This is a genomic window from Mesorhizobium sp. W016 (assembly GCF_054719485.1).
In genome coordinates this window covers 2445386-2460361 of record NZ_JBTTIF010000002.1, presented here as the reverse complement: position 1 = coordinate 2460361, position 14976 = coordinate 2445386, and the positions used below count along the sequence as shown (strand labels likewise).

General features: G+C 63.6%; 13 protein-coding genes. 8 read left to right on the top strand and 5 right to left on the bottom strand.

Going from position 1 to position 14976, the window contains the following annotated elements; all coding sequences use genetic code 11:
• Nucleotides 1-133: 133 nt before the first annotated feature.
• The 8 genes from ACYG9V_RS12155 (at nt 134) to ACYG9V_RS12120 (ending at nt 10553) form a co-directional block, all read left to right on the top strand.
• Entirely contained in the window at nt 134-943 is an 810-nt protein-coding gene (locus ACYG9V_RS12155) for a L,D-transpeptidase (RefSeq protein WP_352763010.1), read from the top strand.
• A gap of 292 nt (nt 944-1235) precedes the next feature.
• Nucleotides 1236-1436 carry a hypothetical protein gene (locus ACYG9V_RS12150; protein WP_023684556.1) on the top strand — a complete coding sequence of 67 codons (201 nt, stop codon included), beginning with the start codon at nt 1236-1238 and terminating at the stop codon, nt 1434-1436.
• Nucleotides 1437-2245: 809 nt separating this feature from the next.
• On the top strand, nt 2246-3181 hold the full coding sequence (locus ACYG9V_RS12145; RefSeq protein WP_348524528.1) for a helix-turn-helix transcriptional regulator: 936 nt from the start codon (nt 2246-2248) through the stop codon (nt 3179-3181).
• Between the two features lie 234 nt (nt 3182-3415).
• Nucleotides 3416-3835: a hypothetical protein gene (locus ACYG9V_RS12140; protein ID WP_023687221.1), complete on the top strand. Its 420-nt coding sequence runs from the start codon at nt 3416-3418 to the stop codon at nt 3833-3835.
• Between the two features lies 1 nt (nt 3836).
• Complete coding sequence (locus ACYG9V_RS12135; RefSeq protein WP_352763013.1) at nt 3837-8786, top strand: YadA-like family protein; 4950 nt, start codon at nt 3837-3839, stop codon at nt 8784-8786.
• 9 nt (nt 8787-8795) lie between these two features.
• Nucleotides 8796-9371 (top strand): invasion associated locus B family protein, encoded by a 576-nt coding sequence (locus tag ACYG9V_RS12130; RefSeq protein ID WP_023670757.1) that lies wholly within the window; start codon nt 8796-8798, stop codon nt 9369-9371.
• A gap of 13 nt (nt 9372-9384) precedes the next feature.
• Nucleotides 9385-10080, top strand: coding sequence for a hypothetical protein (locus ACYG9V_RS12125; RefSeq protein ID WP_023727661.1), 696 nt, complete (start codon nt 9385-9387; stop codon nt 10078-10080).
• On the top strand, nt 10077-10553 hold the full coding sequence (locus ACYG9V_RS12120) for a DUF4189 domain-containing protein (RefSeq protein ID WP_023687219.1): 477 nt from the start codon (nt 10077-10079) through the stop codon (nt 10551-10553). Before ACYG9V_RS12125 ends, ACYG9V_RS12120 begins: the two co-directional genes overlap by 4 nt.
• 4 nt (nt 10554-10557) lie before the next feature.
• Here the strand turns inward: ACYG9V_RS12120 and ACYG9V_RS12115 are convergent, their stop codons facing one another.
• The 5 genes from ACYG9V_RS12115 to ACYG9V_RS12095 all read right to left on the bottom strand — a co-directional run bounded on the left by ACYG9V_RS12115 (nt 10558) and on the right by ACYG9V_RS12095 (nt 14975).
• On the bottom strand, nt 10558-11427 hold the full coding sequence (locus ACYG9V_RS12115) for an aldose 1-epimerase (RefSeq protein WP_352763015.1): 870 nt from the start codon (nt 11425-11427) through the stop codon (nt 10558-10560).
• Nucleotides 11428-11429: 2 nt separating this feature from the next.
• Nucleotides 11430-12185: an SDR family oxidoreductase gene (locus ACYG9V_RS12110; RefSeq protein WP_023692781.1), complete on the bottom strand. Its 756-nt coding sequence runs from the start codon at nt 12183-12185 to the stop codon at nt 11430-11432.
• A gap of 12 nt (nt 12186-12197) precedes the next feature.
• Entirely contained in the window at nt 12198-12929 is a 732-nt protein-coding gene (locus ACYG9V_RS12105; RefSeq protein WP_023692780.1) for an ATP-binding cassette domain-containing protein, read from the bottom strand.
• Nucleotides 12930-12932: 3 nt separating this feature from the next.
• Nucleotides 12933-13910 carry an ABC transporter permease gene (locus tag ACYG9V_RS12100; RefSeq protein ID WP_023702213.1) on the bottom strand — a complete coding sequence of 326 codons (978 nt, stop codon included), beginning with the start codon at nt 13908-13910 and terminating at the stop codon, nt 12933-12935.
• Between the two features lie 87 nt (nt 13911-13997).
• Nucleotides 13998-14975: a sugar ABC transporter substrate-binding protein gene (locus ACYG9V_RS12095; RefSeq protein WP_352763017.1), complete on the bottom strand. Its 978-nt coding sequence runs from the start codon at nt 14973-14975 to the stop codon at nt 13998-14000.
• Nucleotide 14976 lies beyond the last annotated feature (1 nt).

Genomic DNA, 14976 nt, shown 5'->3' with positions numbered 1-14976 from the left:
CTTCGCCTTTGTTTGTCCACCCTCAGGCCAGAATCGGAACCGCCTATCGCGTCAGGCATTGGGGGAGGCCGACCAATGCGCCGCTTGAAGGCATTCACGCTTTCTTGCGATTCGAGACTTAAAAAAGGCAACCATGTTGAAGACCGGAATCGACCCGTATCGCCTGAGCCGTCGCGGCTTTCTGAATGCTGCAGCCCTTGGCGCCGCTTCGATTGCGGTCTCCGCCTGCACCACCACCGGACCGACGCCGGCGCCGGTCGAACCGCCACCGCCGACCTATGACGAGCCGCCGCTCGGCGACTATGCGACGATGTACGGCCCGATTTCCGACAGCGGGTTCGAGCTCCCGGCCATCCCGATCAAGAAGATGGACCCGCAGTTCCTGCGCCAGATCGTTCCCGATCCGACCGGCCAGCGGCCAGGCACCATCATCGTCGATACGACCAACCATTTCCTGTATCTGGTGCGCGAAGGCGGCCAGGCGATCCGTTACGGCGTCGGCCTCGGCCGCGCCGGCTTCGAATGGTCGGGAGACGCCGTCGTCCAGTGGAAGCAGAAATGGCCGAAATGGACGCCGCCCGATGAGATGGTTGCCCGCCAGCCTGAACTGGAAGCATACAGCGCCAAGAACGGCGGCATGCCCGGCGGCCTCAAGAACCCGCTCGGCGCCCGCGCGCTCTACCTGTTCCACGACAACGTCGACACGCTCTACCGCCTGCATGGCTCGCCGGAATGGAACTCGATCGGCAAATCCGTCTCGTCAGGCTGCGTGCGCCTGATAAATCAGGACATCATCGACCTCTACGACCGCGTGCCGTCGAAGAGCCCGGTCATCGTGACGTCCGACATCGGCCAGCCGATGGCGGCGGGCGCAAACCGCAGAGCCATCCCGATCGATGGCGGGGTGCCGGATGGCTCGGTCCTGCTCGGCCCGGTGACCTGATCGACTTCATCGATGTCATGAAGCGGCAGGTTCGCCGCTCCATGCGGCAAACCCCCGCCAGGATTCCGATAGCTTTACGCGAATGCCTGGGGTTCGCATCCAAGATATGCAATGCCGGCAACAGGAGGCCAAAAAAGACGTCCAGACGAACCATGGAGCCGCTGCAATCGGGGCGGCCATGCCCTGTCAATCTCGACGCTGCTGTGTTTCGTTACCGATTGATGTATATTAGACGGGAGTATGATTGCAGAGACATACATTTCATTAGATCATTGATGGCGGGGGAACGCCGATGGTGGGGTTTGATTTCGATAGTCCGCCTGCCGACGGCGCCGAGGCCAACCTGTCGGCCGAATGCGAGCGGCAATTGCTGCCGCTCGTCCGCGGAATTGTCGAGGCGGCGGTTGCCGCCGGGTGGAGCCAGGAAGACGTTCTTCTGGCCATGGTCGAGCTGTCCTGGGATCTGTACGAGAAACGCCGAGGCGATCTTTAGCAGGCCTGCGTGAGCCGGATAATTCCGTAGCGCCGGCCAAGCCAGGCCATGTTTTTCTCGCGCGAACTTTTTTCTTCACCTACAATGTTTTTTCTATCCGCGGGATGCGCTACGCTGCCTTTGGGCAGGACTATGGGGGATACAAATTACCGTCCGGATTTCCGGGTTGGCTGTTTGCACGGCACGGAATTTCGATGGGCTGGCAAAGCGGCTGAGGCAAGGCTGAATGAAAAATGCGGGCGAGGTTCAGGAACGCAGCGCAGGCGCCGATCGGGTCGATCGGCACGCCCTCGACACAATCCCCGAAAATGCCAATCCCAGAAGAGCAACCATGCGGGGGAGCGGGATATGCTCTGTCCGCAGCCCTGGATCGCTCCCGGAGGGTCGCCATCGCCGAAGTCGCCTACCTCGCGGGATTTTCGGATCAAGGCCATTTGGCCACCGCCATGAAGAAGCACAAGGGAAAGAAGCCATGGTTCGGGCGATAACTGCTGCTGGATCGTCCGTGGCGATGACAGATAGTCGACCAGCTCTGTCAATGGCCGCGCGATCTATATTCAGAATACAACGCTGGATTGTGACGGCGCACTATGCACAATAACTAGGCTAAAAATGGTAAGATAAGATCGGAAAATAGTCAGGTAGCCTTGGCTAAAAATTCAAACCTGTAAATTTATAGTCAAAATCCTGGTAAAATTTCGCTTGAGCTCAAATTCTTCTTTGCAATATAAAGCAGCATCTGTAAGATTCGAAGGAACGCCCAGGAGCAAACGTGAATTCTGGGCGCCTCGATACAGCACAGGATTGGATTGATCGGCGCAGCAGTGGCAGAGACGAAGATGCAACATAGAGGCAACGTCCAGGAAAGCGCCGGGACAGAGCGGCGGCGCGCGGATCGTCGCATCTTCGACGGAATTCCGGAAAGCGCGGGGCGCTACCTGGTCACGTTTCGAGGCGGCGCGGCTCATGTCGTTCATGGGCCGGGATCACACACATTCAAAGCGGCGGAACATTTCGCTTCGGTTCTGCTTACACCCTCACCAGGGATTGCGGCATCGCTGGGCAGCGACAAAGTCCACGAATACGACGGCGACGTCGGCATGATCATGATCGTCCCAGCCGACCTCGGCGGCAAGGTGACCCGGTCATCCACCACGGAAAGCGCAATCGTGGCGCTCACCCCCGAGAGTCTCTTCGAGCTGGCAACGCGTGAATTCGACACCGGCCATGCCGAGCTTCAGCCGCCGCCGTTCGGGACCGTCGACTTCCAAGCGCTGCAACTCGCGCAGTTGCTGAAGGCGGAACTGACGGATCGGGAAACTCCAAACGAGTTCTATGTCGATTCGTTGGTCACCATGTTCGGCGTCCATTTGCTTCGGAACTACGCAGGAGCGCGAAAGTTGCCACAAGCCCCAAAGGGCGGTCTGTCGAACCGCAGCGCCCGGCGGGTGCGCGAATTCCTGGAGGTAAGTTTTTCCAGCAAGATCGCGGTGGCCGAGTTGGCCGCACTCTGTGGCCTTTCGCCGAGCCATTTCATCCTGGCATTCACCAAGACCTTTGGCGAGCCGCCGCACAAATACCTGCTGCGGCTGCGTCTCGATTTCGCCGAAAAACTTCTCATCGAGAGCGACCTGTCGATTGCGGAAGTCGCTCATCTCAGTGGATTCTCGGACCAGAGCCACTTGACAGTCACCATGTCCAGATACCGGAACAGAACCCCCAAGCAGGTGAAGCTGCAACGTTAACGACTGTTGCGGCGCGCATGATTGTCCGCGGCGATACCTCGATTGATCTTCAGTATAGTCGAAGGTTGTGTGGCAGAGCAGTCACAGTTGTCGCGCAGGGACCAAATACCGGATTTTCCTACAAAGATTCCGGATTATTCCAAAATACCTGCACCGCGAATGTGCTCATGGTCGCGATGGAAGTCATTTGGGGCGGGGGGAGCAACCAGATGATACAGCATGTCGGATTGTCCCATGGACATTCAATTCGCGGAAATCGAGGTCTTCGCGCCTAAGGCCGAAGCGGCCTGGGCTGCACTGCAACGCCAATACGCCAGCCGGATCAGCGCTGCGGAACTCGACCATCTCCTGGCCTGTTTCGTGCTTGGACTGACCTCTCCGGCTTGTGGTGAAGGCGATCCGGGATTTCATTTCGATCTCTGCCGCGCGCTGGTGGCGGTAAGCCTGCCGCCGGAACGGACGGAGGCTGCACTGCATACGGTTCCAGAACCGACGCAGCCATGGGTCGCGAGCGCCTATCAGCTGATTGAAAAACAAGGCGCGAAGGTCGGTCTCTCGTTGCGGGAGAAGACGCGCAATTTCGAAGATTTTTTGGCCACCGAGGCGAATGGTGCGGCACATCAGAGCGCCTCGGCAATTGCGAGGAAAAACTAGCATGACCAAACGCGTCGAGGGGCGGAGAAGGATCGAACTTTCTTCAAGCTTTGTCGGAAACTGGATCGCGGGTGCGGCCGACAGCCGCTCGGTGCGGCGCCGCCTGATGGCGGTGCTGCGCATGGCTCACCGGGTTCTTGGATTCGGTCGCAAGAATATGGGTCTGGGAACATTGGGAAGCGGCACCAGCGTGCGTTCGGCTCTGGCCTGTGGTGTGAGCCCGGCCAGCATGCTCGGCGGCCTGGCCGCGCTCGCCGCGCTCGGCCTCGCCACACCGGCCCAGGCACAATATCAGGCTGGCGGCGGTTCGGCGACCGGCGGCAACGCCGTCGCCATCGGTAACGGCGCCGCGACGAATGGCAATAACAGCGTGGCGTTGGGCAGTTCCAACAGTGCAACGGGCGACGGCACGATCGCCATCGGCTATGCGATGGGTGTCAATGGCCTCAATTCCATAGGCATAGGTGTCTTCGCAGGCGCAACCGGCGTCAATGCCCTCGCCGTGGGCGGGAACGCCAAGGCCAACGGGGACGCAGCAAGCGCTATTGGCGTCAATTCGGTTGCAACCACAAGCGCGGCCGCTTTTGGCAATAATGCGCGTGCCGACGGAGTCAACTCGACCGCGATCGGCCCTGTTACCCGGGCGACCGGATTGCGCGCCACCGCGCTCGGGTTCGGGGCAACGGCATCCGGCGTGGATTCGATTGCCCAAGGTAACAGCGCTGTCGCAAGCAACCAGAATGCCGTCGCCATAGGATTCCAGGCGACCGCGACCAGCATCAACTCCGTCAACATTGGCGGGCGCACCCTCGCGGGATCAGGCGCGCTCTCGCAGGGCGCCATCGCCCTTGGTACGGATGTCACGGCAAATCAGCAAAACACCGTTGCCATAGGCGTCCTGACCAAAGCGACCGGAACGAGCGCAACGGCGATGGGCAACACCGCCAGTGCCTGGGGCAACCAGTCCATCGCATTCGGCGTCGGCGCACTGGCGGGTGTTCAGGCCAACACCGCACTGCCCAACAGCATCGCGATCGGCACGAATTCGGTCTCTTCCGGCGCTTCTGCCGTCGCGCTCGGCACCGCCGCGAAAGCATCTTCCGCCGATGCCGTTGCGATGGGAAGCAACGCCAGTGCGTCGACCCAATACGGCGTCGCAATCGGCCTGAATGCGGCAGCCTCCGGTACAGGCGGAGCGATGGCACTTGGCCAAGGTACGATCTCGAGCGGTGTCAATTCCGTTGCCCTCGGCGTCCAGGCCAGTGCCACCGGGGCAGGCGCCAATGCCTTGGGCACCTTGTCCGTTGCTTCGGGAGGCAATTCCACAGCCCTCGGCACCAGTTCCACGGCCAGCAACAACTATGCGACAGCCGCAGGCTGGGGATCTGTCGCCAGCGGCGCTGATTCCGCTGCCGTAGGACGTGAGGCCGTCGCGTCGGCGCTTGACGCAACGGCGATGGGGTACATATCCAAGGCCTCGGGCCAATACAGCACCGCCGTCGGCGCCAACGCAAACGCCACCGCCACGTCCAGCACGGCGATCGGCCAGAACGCGTTTGCAACCGGCGTTCAAGCATCCGCTTTCGGCGTAGGAGCGAATGCCGGCGCCCAGAATGCGGTTGCGCTGGGCGCCCTCTCCACCGCCAGCGCCACGAGCGCCATCGCCGTGGGCAACAACGCCAAGGCGGATTCGGCCGAAGCGGTCGCCATGGGCACCAATGCGGTGGCAACCGGCGGCAAGGCCGTCTCCATCGGTTCGGGCAACACGGCTTACGGCAACGGCGCGGTCTCCATCGGCGATCCGAGCTATGCCAGCGGCACCGGCGCCTTCACCGGCGGCGCCAACAACATCGCCAACAGCGACGGCACGGCAACCGCCACAGCCGCAAACCAGGCCGCAGGCGCGGTTGCCATCGGCAACAACAACAAGGCCGTCGGGCAAGGCTCCGTGGCGCTGGGCAATGGCTCGACGGCGGGTGCAGCCGGCCTTGCCGGCAATGTCGCGCTGGGCAACGGCGCGACGGCGACGGCAAGCTCCGGCGACGTAGCGCTCGGTTCGGGCTCGGTGACCGCGACGGCGGTCGGCACCAGCGGCGCGACGATCGGCGGCACGGCCTACAGCTTCGCCGGCACGACGCCGACGAGCACTGTCAGCGTCGGCGCGCTCGGCGCGGAGCGGACCATCACCAATGTCGCGGCGGGCCGGCTCAGCAATTCGTCGACCGACGCCATCAATGGCTCGCAGCTCTTCGCCACCAACCAGCAGGTGACGCAGAACACGACGGCCATCGCCGCCAACACCGCCGACATCACCAATCTCGGCAACACGATCAACAGCATCAGCACCGGTGGCGGCATCAAGTATTTCCACGCCAATTCGACGGCGGCGGACTCGTCCGCAACGGGCACGGACTCCGTTGCTATCGGACCAGTCGCGACCGCGACGGGGACAAACGCCATCGCGGCCGGCACCAATTCGAGCGCCTCCGACGCCAACGCCTCGGCCTTCGGCAGCGGCGCCGTCGCATCGGCGCTTGACGCAACGGCGATGGGATACATCTCCAAGGCCTCGGGCCAATACAGCACCGCCGTCGGTGCCAACGCCAATGCCACAGCCACGTCCAGCACCGCGATCGGCCAGAACGCGTTTGCAACCGCCTTTCAAGCGACCGCTCTCGGCGTAGGAGCGAATGCCGGCGCCCAGAATGCAATCGCGCTGGGCGCCCTCGCCAACGCCAGCAACGCCGGCGACGTGGCGCTCGGCTCGGGCTCGGTAACCGCCGCGGCGGTCGGCACCGCCGGCACGACGATCGGCGGCGTCGCCTACAACTTCGCCGGCACGACGCCGGCAAGCACCGTCAGCGTCGGCGCGGTCGGCGCGGAACGCACCATCACCAATGTCGCGGCGGGCCGGCTCAGCAATTCGTCGACCGACGCGATCAACGGCTCGCAGCTCTTCGCCACCAACCAGCAGGTGACGCAGAATACGACCGACATCGCCGCCAACACCGCCGACATCACCAATCTCGGCAACACAATCAACAGCATCAGCACCGGCGGCGGCATCAAGTATTTCCATGCCAATTCGACGCTGGCGGATTCCCAGGCCCTGGGGACGGATTCCGTTGCGGTCGGCCCGAATGCCGTGGCCAACAATGCCGGCGACGTTGCGATCGGCGCGAATGCGGTGTCGACCGTGACCACGGCGGTCGGCGGCACCACGATCGGCGGCGTTGCCTACACCTTCGCCGGCGCGACGCCCGCGGGTGCATTCTCGGTCGGCTCGGTGGGCGCCGAACGCCAGATCCAGAACGTCGCGGCCGGGCAGTTGAGCAACTCCTCGACCGATGCGGTCAACGGCTCGCAGCTGTTTGCGACCAACCAGCAGGTGACGCAGAACACCACCGATATCGCCGCCAATACTGCTGACATCACCAATCTCGGCAATTCGATCAGCAATATTGCCGGCGACACCTCGCTGGCCTACACCGACGCCAATGGCGACGGCATCCGCTATGTGCGCACCAACGACAGGACGCTTGCCGTCGCGGACTCCTTCGCGCAAGGGATCGGCTCTTCCGCCCTGGGCTACCAGGCGACCGCGAGCGCCGACAATGCGCTGGCGCTCGGCCGCGACACCCAGGCCAGCGTCATCGGCGGCGTGGCGCTTGGCGCCGGCTCGGTTTCGGATCGGGCGGTCGCGCCCGTATCGGGGTCGATCCTCTCCGGCACCGGCCTCATTCCCTACAACACCGCGGACATGAGCCTGCTCGGCGCCGTCTCGGTCGGCACCTCCACCTCCTATCGCCAGATCATCAACGTGGCCGACGGCACGCAGGACCAGGACGCGGTCACGCTTCGCCAGTTGAAGGGCGCGCTGAGCTCGTTCGCGGTGACGGGGAGCCTGTACTTCCATGCCAATTCGACGGCAGCGGATTCGCTCGCGGTCGGCGTCGATTCGGTTGCGGTCGGTCCGCGCACCACCGTCAATGGCGACAATGGCATCGGCATCGGCAACGGCGCCATCGTGCAGCAGACGGCGCCGGGAGGCATCGCGATCGGCCAGAATTCGACGGTCAACCAGGCCGACAGCATCGCCCTCGGCACCAACGCGACCACCAACGGAGCGCAGGCGGTGGCGCTCGGCGCCGGCGCAAAGGCCAACGAGCCGGGCAGCGTCGCGCTCGGCGCGGGCTCGACGACGGCGGCGGCGGTCGCCACCACCGGCACCACGATCAACGGCGTTGCCTATACCTTCGCCGGAACAGCTCCGACCAGCACGGTCAGCGTCGGCACCGTCGGCAACGAGCGCACCGTCACCAATGTCGCGGCGGGCCGGATCAGCGGCACCTCCACCGACGCCATCAACGGCAGCCAGCTCTTCGCCACCAACCAGGCGGTCGAAGCCATGCAGGGTAGCGTCGGCGACCTGAATCAGTTCGCCGTCCAGTACGACAAGGACGGGAACGGCAACAAGTCCAACTCGATTACCCTTGCCGGCGGCGACCCGAACACGCCGGTGGTCATCCACAATGTCGGGCCGGGCGTTGCCAACACCGATGCGGTCAATGTTCAGCAGTTCAACAGCGGGTTAGCACTCAACCTAGACAATTCGAAGAACTACACCAACCAGGTGGCGGCCACCACGCTGCAGCAAGCCAATGCGTATGCGGACTCCAAACTCAGCCAGCTCAACATGGACATGGGAGAGGTCAGGGGCGAGGCGCGCCAGGCTGCGGCAATCGGCTTGGCGGCCGGCTCGCTGCGCTACGACGATCGTCCCGGCAAGCTGAGCGTGGCCGCCGGCGGAGGCTATTGGCGCGGTGAAGGCGCCCTGGCCTTCGGCGCCGGCTACACCAGCGAGGAAGGACGTGTTCGAGCGAACCTGTCCGGTACGACGGCAGGCGGACACTGGGGTGTCGGCGCGGGCGTCAGCCTTACGCTGAACTAGAGCCCGGCCATGATCAGGCAGGCAGTCCTTGCTGTCGCGATATCCATGACGTCAATGCTCCTGTCCGGCCCGTTAGCGGCCGGGCAGGAAGCAATCCCTTCCGGCTACAGGGTAAAACCTTCCGACGTAGCGATCCCTGCGGATGCGAAGCTTGGCGAATATCAACGGACCACCCGTCCGTTCGAGAACTGGACGCTGATCTGCGACGAGAACCTGAAGGCGCGCCAAAAGGTCTGCAATGTCACCCAGATCATCGAGGACCAGGCAGGACAGGTTGCGTTCAGCTGGTCGCTTGCCGCCACCAAGGAAGGCAACCCCTACATGATCTTGCGCGCCCCGCCGATCGCCAAGAGCGACGCTCCTGTCTCGCTGACATTCGAGGGGCGCAAGGAGCCGATAAAAATTCAACTCGACGGATGCAATCAGGCCGTCTGCGTCGGCATGCTGCCGGTTGGTCCGATCATGCGCGAACAGATTTCGAAGGCCGCGGCATCCGTCATCTCCTTCCCGACCACGGATGGCAGGACGATCAACGTAACCGCGACCCTCAAGGGCTTGGCCGCGGCCGTTGCGGCGATCAATTGACGAGGCAATCGCGATGAACCAGCAATCGATCCATGACCGGATAATGTCCCGCAACCAGGGAAAGGATGCTGTCCGGGTCGGCATCGAAGACCGGAGCAGACCGCAACGAAACCGCGCGAGGACCGCTGTCTTCTCGTTGCTCGCCATTGCCGTCGTCGCCACGGCCGGCTTCGCGGCCATGCGCTACGACCTGCTCCACAATTTACTGCCGCAGCCGGCGGTCGCGGAGACCAACCAGCCCAATCCGGCCCTGGCCGAGACGCCATTTCTGCAACACGCCAAAGAGGCAGGCTTGCAGTCTTGTTCCAACATTTTCCCAGCCCTTGGGCAGATGCTGACGACCGGCACGACGTACAGCGTCCAGTCGATCTGGAACAACGAGGCCCCCGACAAACACCTCGTGGAAGCCTTGGTCGGCATGAACTACGCTACACAGGGCTACAGCGGCCCGGCGGCAGGTCTGGTGTTCGCGGCACCCACCGCATCCGTTTGCGAAGGTACGATGGTCAGGGTGGCGCCATTCGCGGCCAATTGCGCCGATGTTCCGGCCCTGCTTCCGAAAGACAGCAAGCTCGCCAACAATCTTGGACAAATCAGCGTCTATGAACTGGCCAATGGAGGGGGCAACGCGATGCTGCTGCCAACCGGCAACAGCTGCGTCGTCATTTCCGTGGCCTCGGCAGCAGGTAAACAAGGAGGCGTACAATGAGGGTGAATTCCGCCATTGCGGCGATCGGCATGCTGTTGCTTTGCGCCGGGCGGCTGGGCGCGGCGGACCTAGCCCCGGCGGCGGACGTGCCCGAGCCGCCGGCCCAGGAGGAGAGAGGCATCTGGGCGGCGATCGCCTATTCGAGCCCCGACGAGAAGCACGGCTTCTTTTGGGGCGCCGACAAGCGGCAGGAGGCGATGGACATCGCGCTGAAGCATTGCCAGAACGCCGGCGGCGGCAGCTGCGCCGTGGTCAGCGTATTCCGCAATCATCGCCATTGGGACGATGACGACAATACCGGCTTTCCCTACAAGCATTGCGGCGCCCTCGCCGTAGGCGAGAAGCCGGAAGGGCGGCTGACCAGTTGGGGCGCCGAGACGGCGCAAACACGCCGGGATGCCGAAGACCTGACACTGCAGGCTTGCGAGCGGAACGGACAAAAATGCAAGATCCGCGAGTGGGTGTGCACATGACGCATCAGAGCGAAGCAGCGGAACGCCAATCGAGGCGCATGTTTGCACTCAGCGTAGCGCCGTGCTCAAGCGGGGTCAGCCCTTTGCCGTGATGCGCATCGACGGTATGCGACACCGGCTCGAAGCAGAAGAAATCGGCATCCTGCGACGGCGAATAGAGGATGAAGACGTCGAGCAATGGCGAGGCGGTGAGCGAGATGGCGATCCTGTCCTCGGGCCGGGTGATCCTGGCGCGGCGGTCCCAGCCGTCGAAGGCGTTGTTGACCCAGCTCCGCGGCAACAGGGAGGCGTTCGAGAAATTCCACGCGGGGTAATCGGCCACTGGCGCCACGCCGACCGGCAGATGATGCTTGTCCTCCAGCCAGACCCGCGCCGCCTTCGCCTCGAGCGTCGTTCCGGCGCTGCGCGGGAACCACGGATGAAAGCCGAGCCCGTAAGGCAGGCGAATGCCGGTGCGATTCTCCACCGTGAGCGTGGCATCCAAGGCTCCGTCATGCAGCGCATAGGCGACCCGCGCCGTATATCGGTAGGGGCCGATTTCACCGGCGTCGAGGACCAGTTCCGCCTCGGTGGCGCTGTGGCTGGCAATCCGCCACTCCCTCTGGAAGCCGTCGCCATGGATTGGAAAGGCCTCCCCCGGCACGTTCGGCCCGATCGCATGGAAGCGGCCGTCGAAGGCGAAACCGCCGCCTGAGATGCGGTTCGACCAGGGAACCAGAAGCTGGCAGCCGGAGGCGCCGGTGCCATCGTCGGGGCGGAGCAGCGGCACCGTTGCGCCGCCGACCAGTGCATCGAAGCGGGCGATCGCCGCGCCCTTTTGCGGCGCCAGGACCAGACGGGCGCGGTCGTCGCGCAGTTCCAGGAGGCCGGCCACCCCTACCAACCGCCGTCAATAGCGATATTTTGGCCGCTGATCATGTCCGAGGCGGGCGATGCGAGGAACAGTACGAGATCGGCAACGTGATGCGGCTCGATGCGCATCTTGAGACCCTGGTTCTCCAGGATCCACTCGTTGTATTGCGCCAGCCGGTCGCCGAACACCCGCGCCTCGGCCTCCGAAACAACCGCGCCCGGGGACACGGCGTTGACCCGGACGCCGTGCGGCCCAAGCTCCCGCGCCAGCGATTTGGTCAGACCCAGCATCGCGCCCTTGGACGCGACATAGGGCACGTAGCCGTCCCAGCGGCCGTTGAGCGTGATGGAGCAGAAATTGACGATCTTGCCATAGGCCTTCGCCTTCATCGCCGGCGCGCAGGCCCGCGCCAAGGCGAAGGCGGCCGAAGAGTTGACACGGATCTGATCCTCATACTCGGTCAGCGAGAATTCTTCGAACGGCCGGTTGATGATCAGGGCAGCGTTGTTGATCAAGACGTCGATGCCCCCTTCCCTCGCCGCCAGCGCCGCCACCGTAGCCTCCGCCTCCGCAAGCCGGTTGAGGTCGCAGCCGACAAAGGCGACGTTGCCGCCTGTCTGCGCGGCCATTTCCGAGGCAATCCCTGGCCCGTCTTCGCTATTGGGGCGATCGAGCACCAGCACGCGCGCGCCGGCCCGCGCCAGCGTCACCGCCTGGGCACGGCCGAGCGAGCCAAGGCCGCCGGTCAGAAGCACGACGCGATCGGCAAGGGCTTTCATTGCCGCCACCTCTTACAGAACGCCGTGGACTTCATCGATCGAGGTCTCCGCGACCCGCTTGTCCAGCACGATTTCGCCGCGCGCCATCGCCACGACGCGGTCGCAGCATTCGAAGACATGATGCATGTTGTGGCTGATGAAGACGCCGGTGATGCCTTGCTCTTTCAGGCCACGCACGAAGCCGATCACCTTCCTCGTCTCCTTGACGGAGAGATGGTTGGTCGGCTCGTCGAGGATCATCACCTTCGACTTGAAATGCATTGCCCGGGCGATGGCGACGCCCTGCCGCTGGCCGCCGGAAAGCTCGCCGACAAGGGCATCCGGCGAGCGCAGGTGCAGATCGACATTGGCAATCGCGCGGATGCTTTCGCTGGCCATCTTCTTCTGATCGAGCAAGCCGACGCCGAAGACCGAAAACCGGGTCGGCTCGCGGCCGATGAACAGGTTCCTGGCGATCGACATGGTCGGTACCATGGAATTGTACTGGTAGATCGTCTCGATGCCGAGATCCATCGCATCGCGCGGCTTGGCGATGCGGACAGTCCTGCCCTCGACCTTGATCTCGCCCTGATCCGCCGTGTGGACGCCGGAGAGGATGTTGATGAGGGTCGATTTGCCGGCGCCATTGTCGCCGACCAGGCCAAGCGCCTCGCCCCGGGTGAAGTCGAGCGTCACCCCTTTCAGCGCATGGACGCCGGAATACCATTTGTGAAGGTTGTGCACGGAGATGATCGCGTCGGCCATCGCTCAATCCTCCATCTTGATGGCCTTGGCGCGCTTGCGCATCCAAGCATTGGCGACGACGGCGAATATGGTCAGGAAGCCGATGGCAAACTTGAACCAATTGGCGTCGACATGGCTGAGCACGAGGCCGTTATCGATGACGCGGATAAGCGTCGTGCCGATGATGCCGCCCATCACGGTGCCGATACCGCCGGCGAGCGAAGCGCCGCCAATGACGGCGGACGCCACCGCCTGCAGTTCCATGCCCTCGCCGATCGAAGGCAAGGGCGAGCCCAACCGCAGCACTTGCAGCATGCCGGCGAAGCCGGAGAGCATCGAACAGAGCATGAAACAGATGATCTTGACCCTGGTGGTCGGGATCCCCATCGCGGCGGCGGCCGGCGGGAAGCCGCCGGTGGCCTTGATCCAGTTGCCGAAATTGGTGCGCGAAAGCATCAGCGAGGTCAGCACCGCAATGCCGGCAAACCAGAGGAAGGACATGCGGAACATGTTGCCGGGGCCCACGAAGGATGTGAACAGCCAGTTCGGCAGGTCGGCAGGCAGCAGCGGCGGGAAGCCGCCCGAAACGACGACGGTGAGCGAGCGCGCCATGAACAGCATGCCGAGCGTGGTGATGAAGCTCGGTATGGCGAAGCGGATGGTGATGTAGCCGTTGATGAAGCCGATGGCGGCTGCGACAAGCAGTCCGGCGAGCAGCGCCAGCGGGAACGGGGCGTCGTGCACCATCAGCACCGCCATCGTCATCGGCATCAGCGCGAACACCGAGCCGACGGAGAGGTCGAACTCGCCACTGATCATCAGGATGGTGACGCCGATGGCAACAAGGCCGGCCTCCGGCAGGATGCCGAGAATGCCGCGAAGATTGTCCTGGTTGAGGAACACGCCATGCGAGCGGATCTGGAACACGATGATCAGCAGCAAGAGCAGGATCAGACCGGCCAGCTCCGGCTTTTCGAGATAGGTCTTGAACAGACGCTTCACGTCAGGCTCCAGGAATTCGAACTTCTGTTGAGGCATCGGCGGCGCGCGGGCGCCGCCGATGCAAAACCGCTCATCGGCGCTGCGCTGTCAGCGCATTCCCTGGGCGGAAAGCGCCATGATCGCATCGGCTTCGTTCGGCCGCACGATGCCCTGGCCGGTGTCGATGTCGGAAGGCGCCAGGCCGATCTTCTTGTTGAGATAGGCCTCCATCACCGGCATGAAGCCCTGCATGTAGGGCTGCTGGTCGACCAGCGCCTGCACGTAGCCCTTCTGCATCTGCTGCAGCACTTCGGGCACCAGGTCGAAACCGCCGAGCAGGACCTTGCCCGGCGCTACGCCGCGATCCTGCAGCACGCGGGCGACACCGGCGCACCAGAATCCGGTGTCGAAATAGGCGGTGGTGTCCGCATGGGCGTTGAGATAGGCGCCGACGCGGTCGGAGGTGACGGCAAGGTCGGTGCCGCTGTCGATGCGCTCCCACGACACATCGCGGTCGGCATGCGCCGCCTTGTATTCCTCAAGGAACTGCATCACGCCGGCGCCACGGCTCTCGGACCAGTTCTGGCCGGGCGCCGAGATGCCAACCAGCACCTTGATCGGGCCATCCTCCGGGAAGCTTTCGGATATAGCCTTGGCGAGCGAATAGCCCGCCGGCTTGAAGCCCTGCCCGACGAAGGCCTGGCGCGCATTGCCCTTGGCGCCTTCGGTGTCGTCGACATTGACGGCGATCACGAGCACGCCGGCATCGCGCGCCTCCTTGATGACGTCATCGAAAGCATGGTCGTCGACGATCGAGGTCAGCAGCGCGTCGGGCTTGGCGGCAAGGGCCGCGCGCATGTTGGCGACCTGCTGTTCGATCGAACCCTCGGTCTGGGTGAAGACCATGTTGCAGCTGGCCTCGACCTTGGCGCAGCCGTCGTCAAAACCCTTCTTCACCGCCTGCCAGAAGGTGTTCGATGCCGACGAATGGTGGGTGAAGACGATGTTCAACCCGTTGGCACGCGCGGCGGTCTGGGCGCCGAAGATAGCGACGCCAAGCAGAAGTGTTGCAGTCAGTTTTCTCATT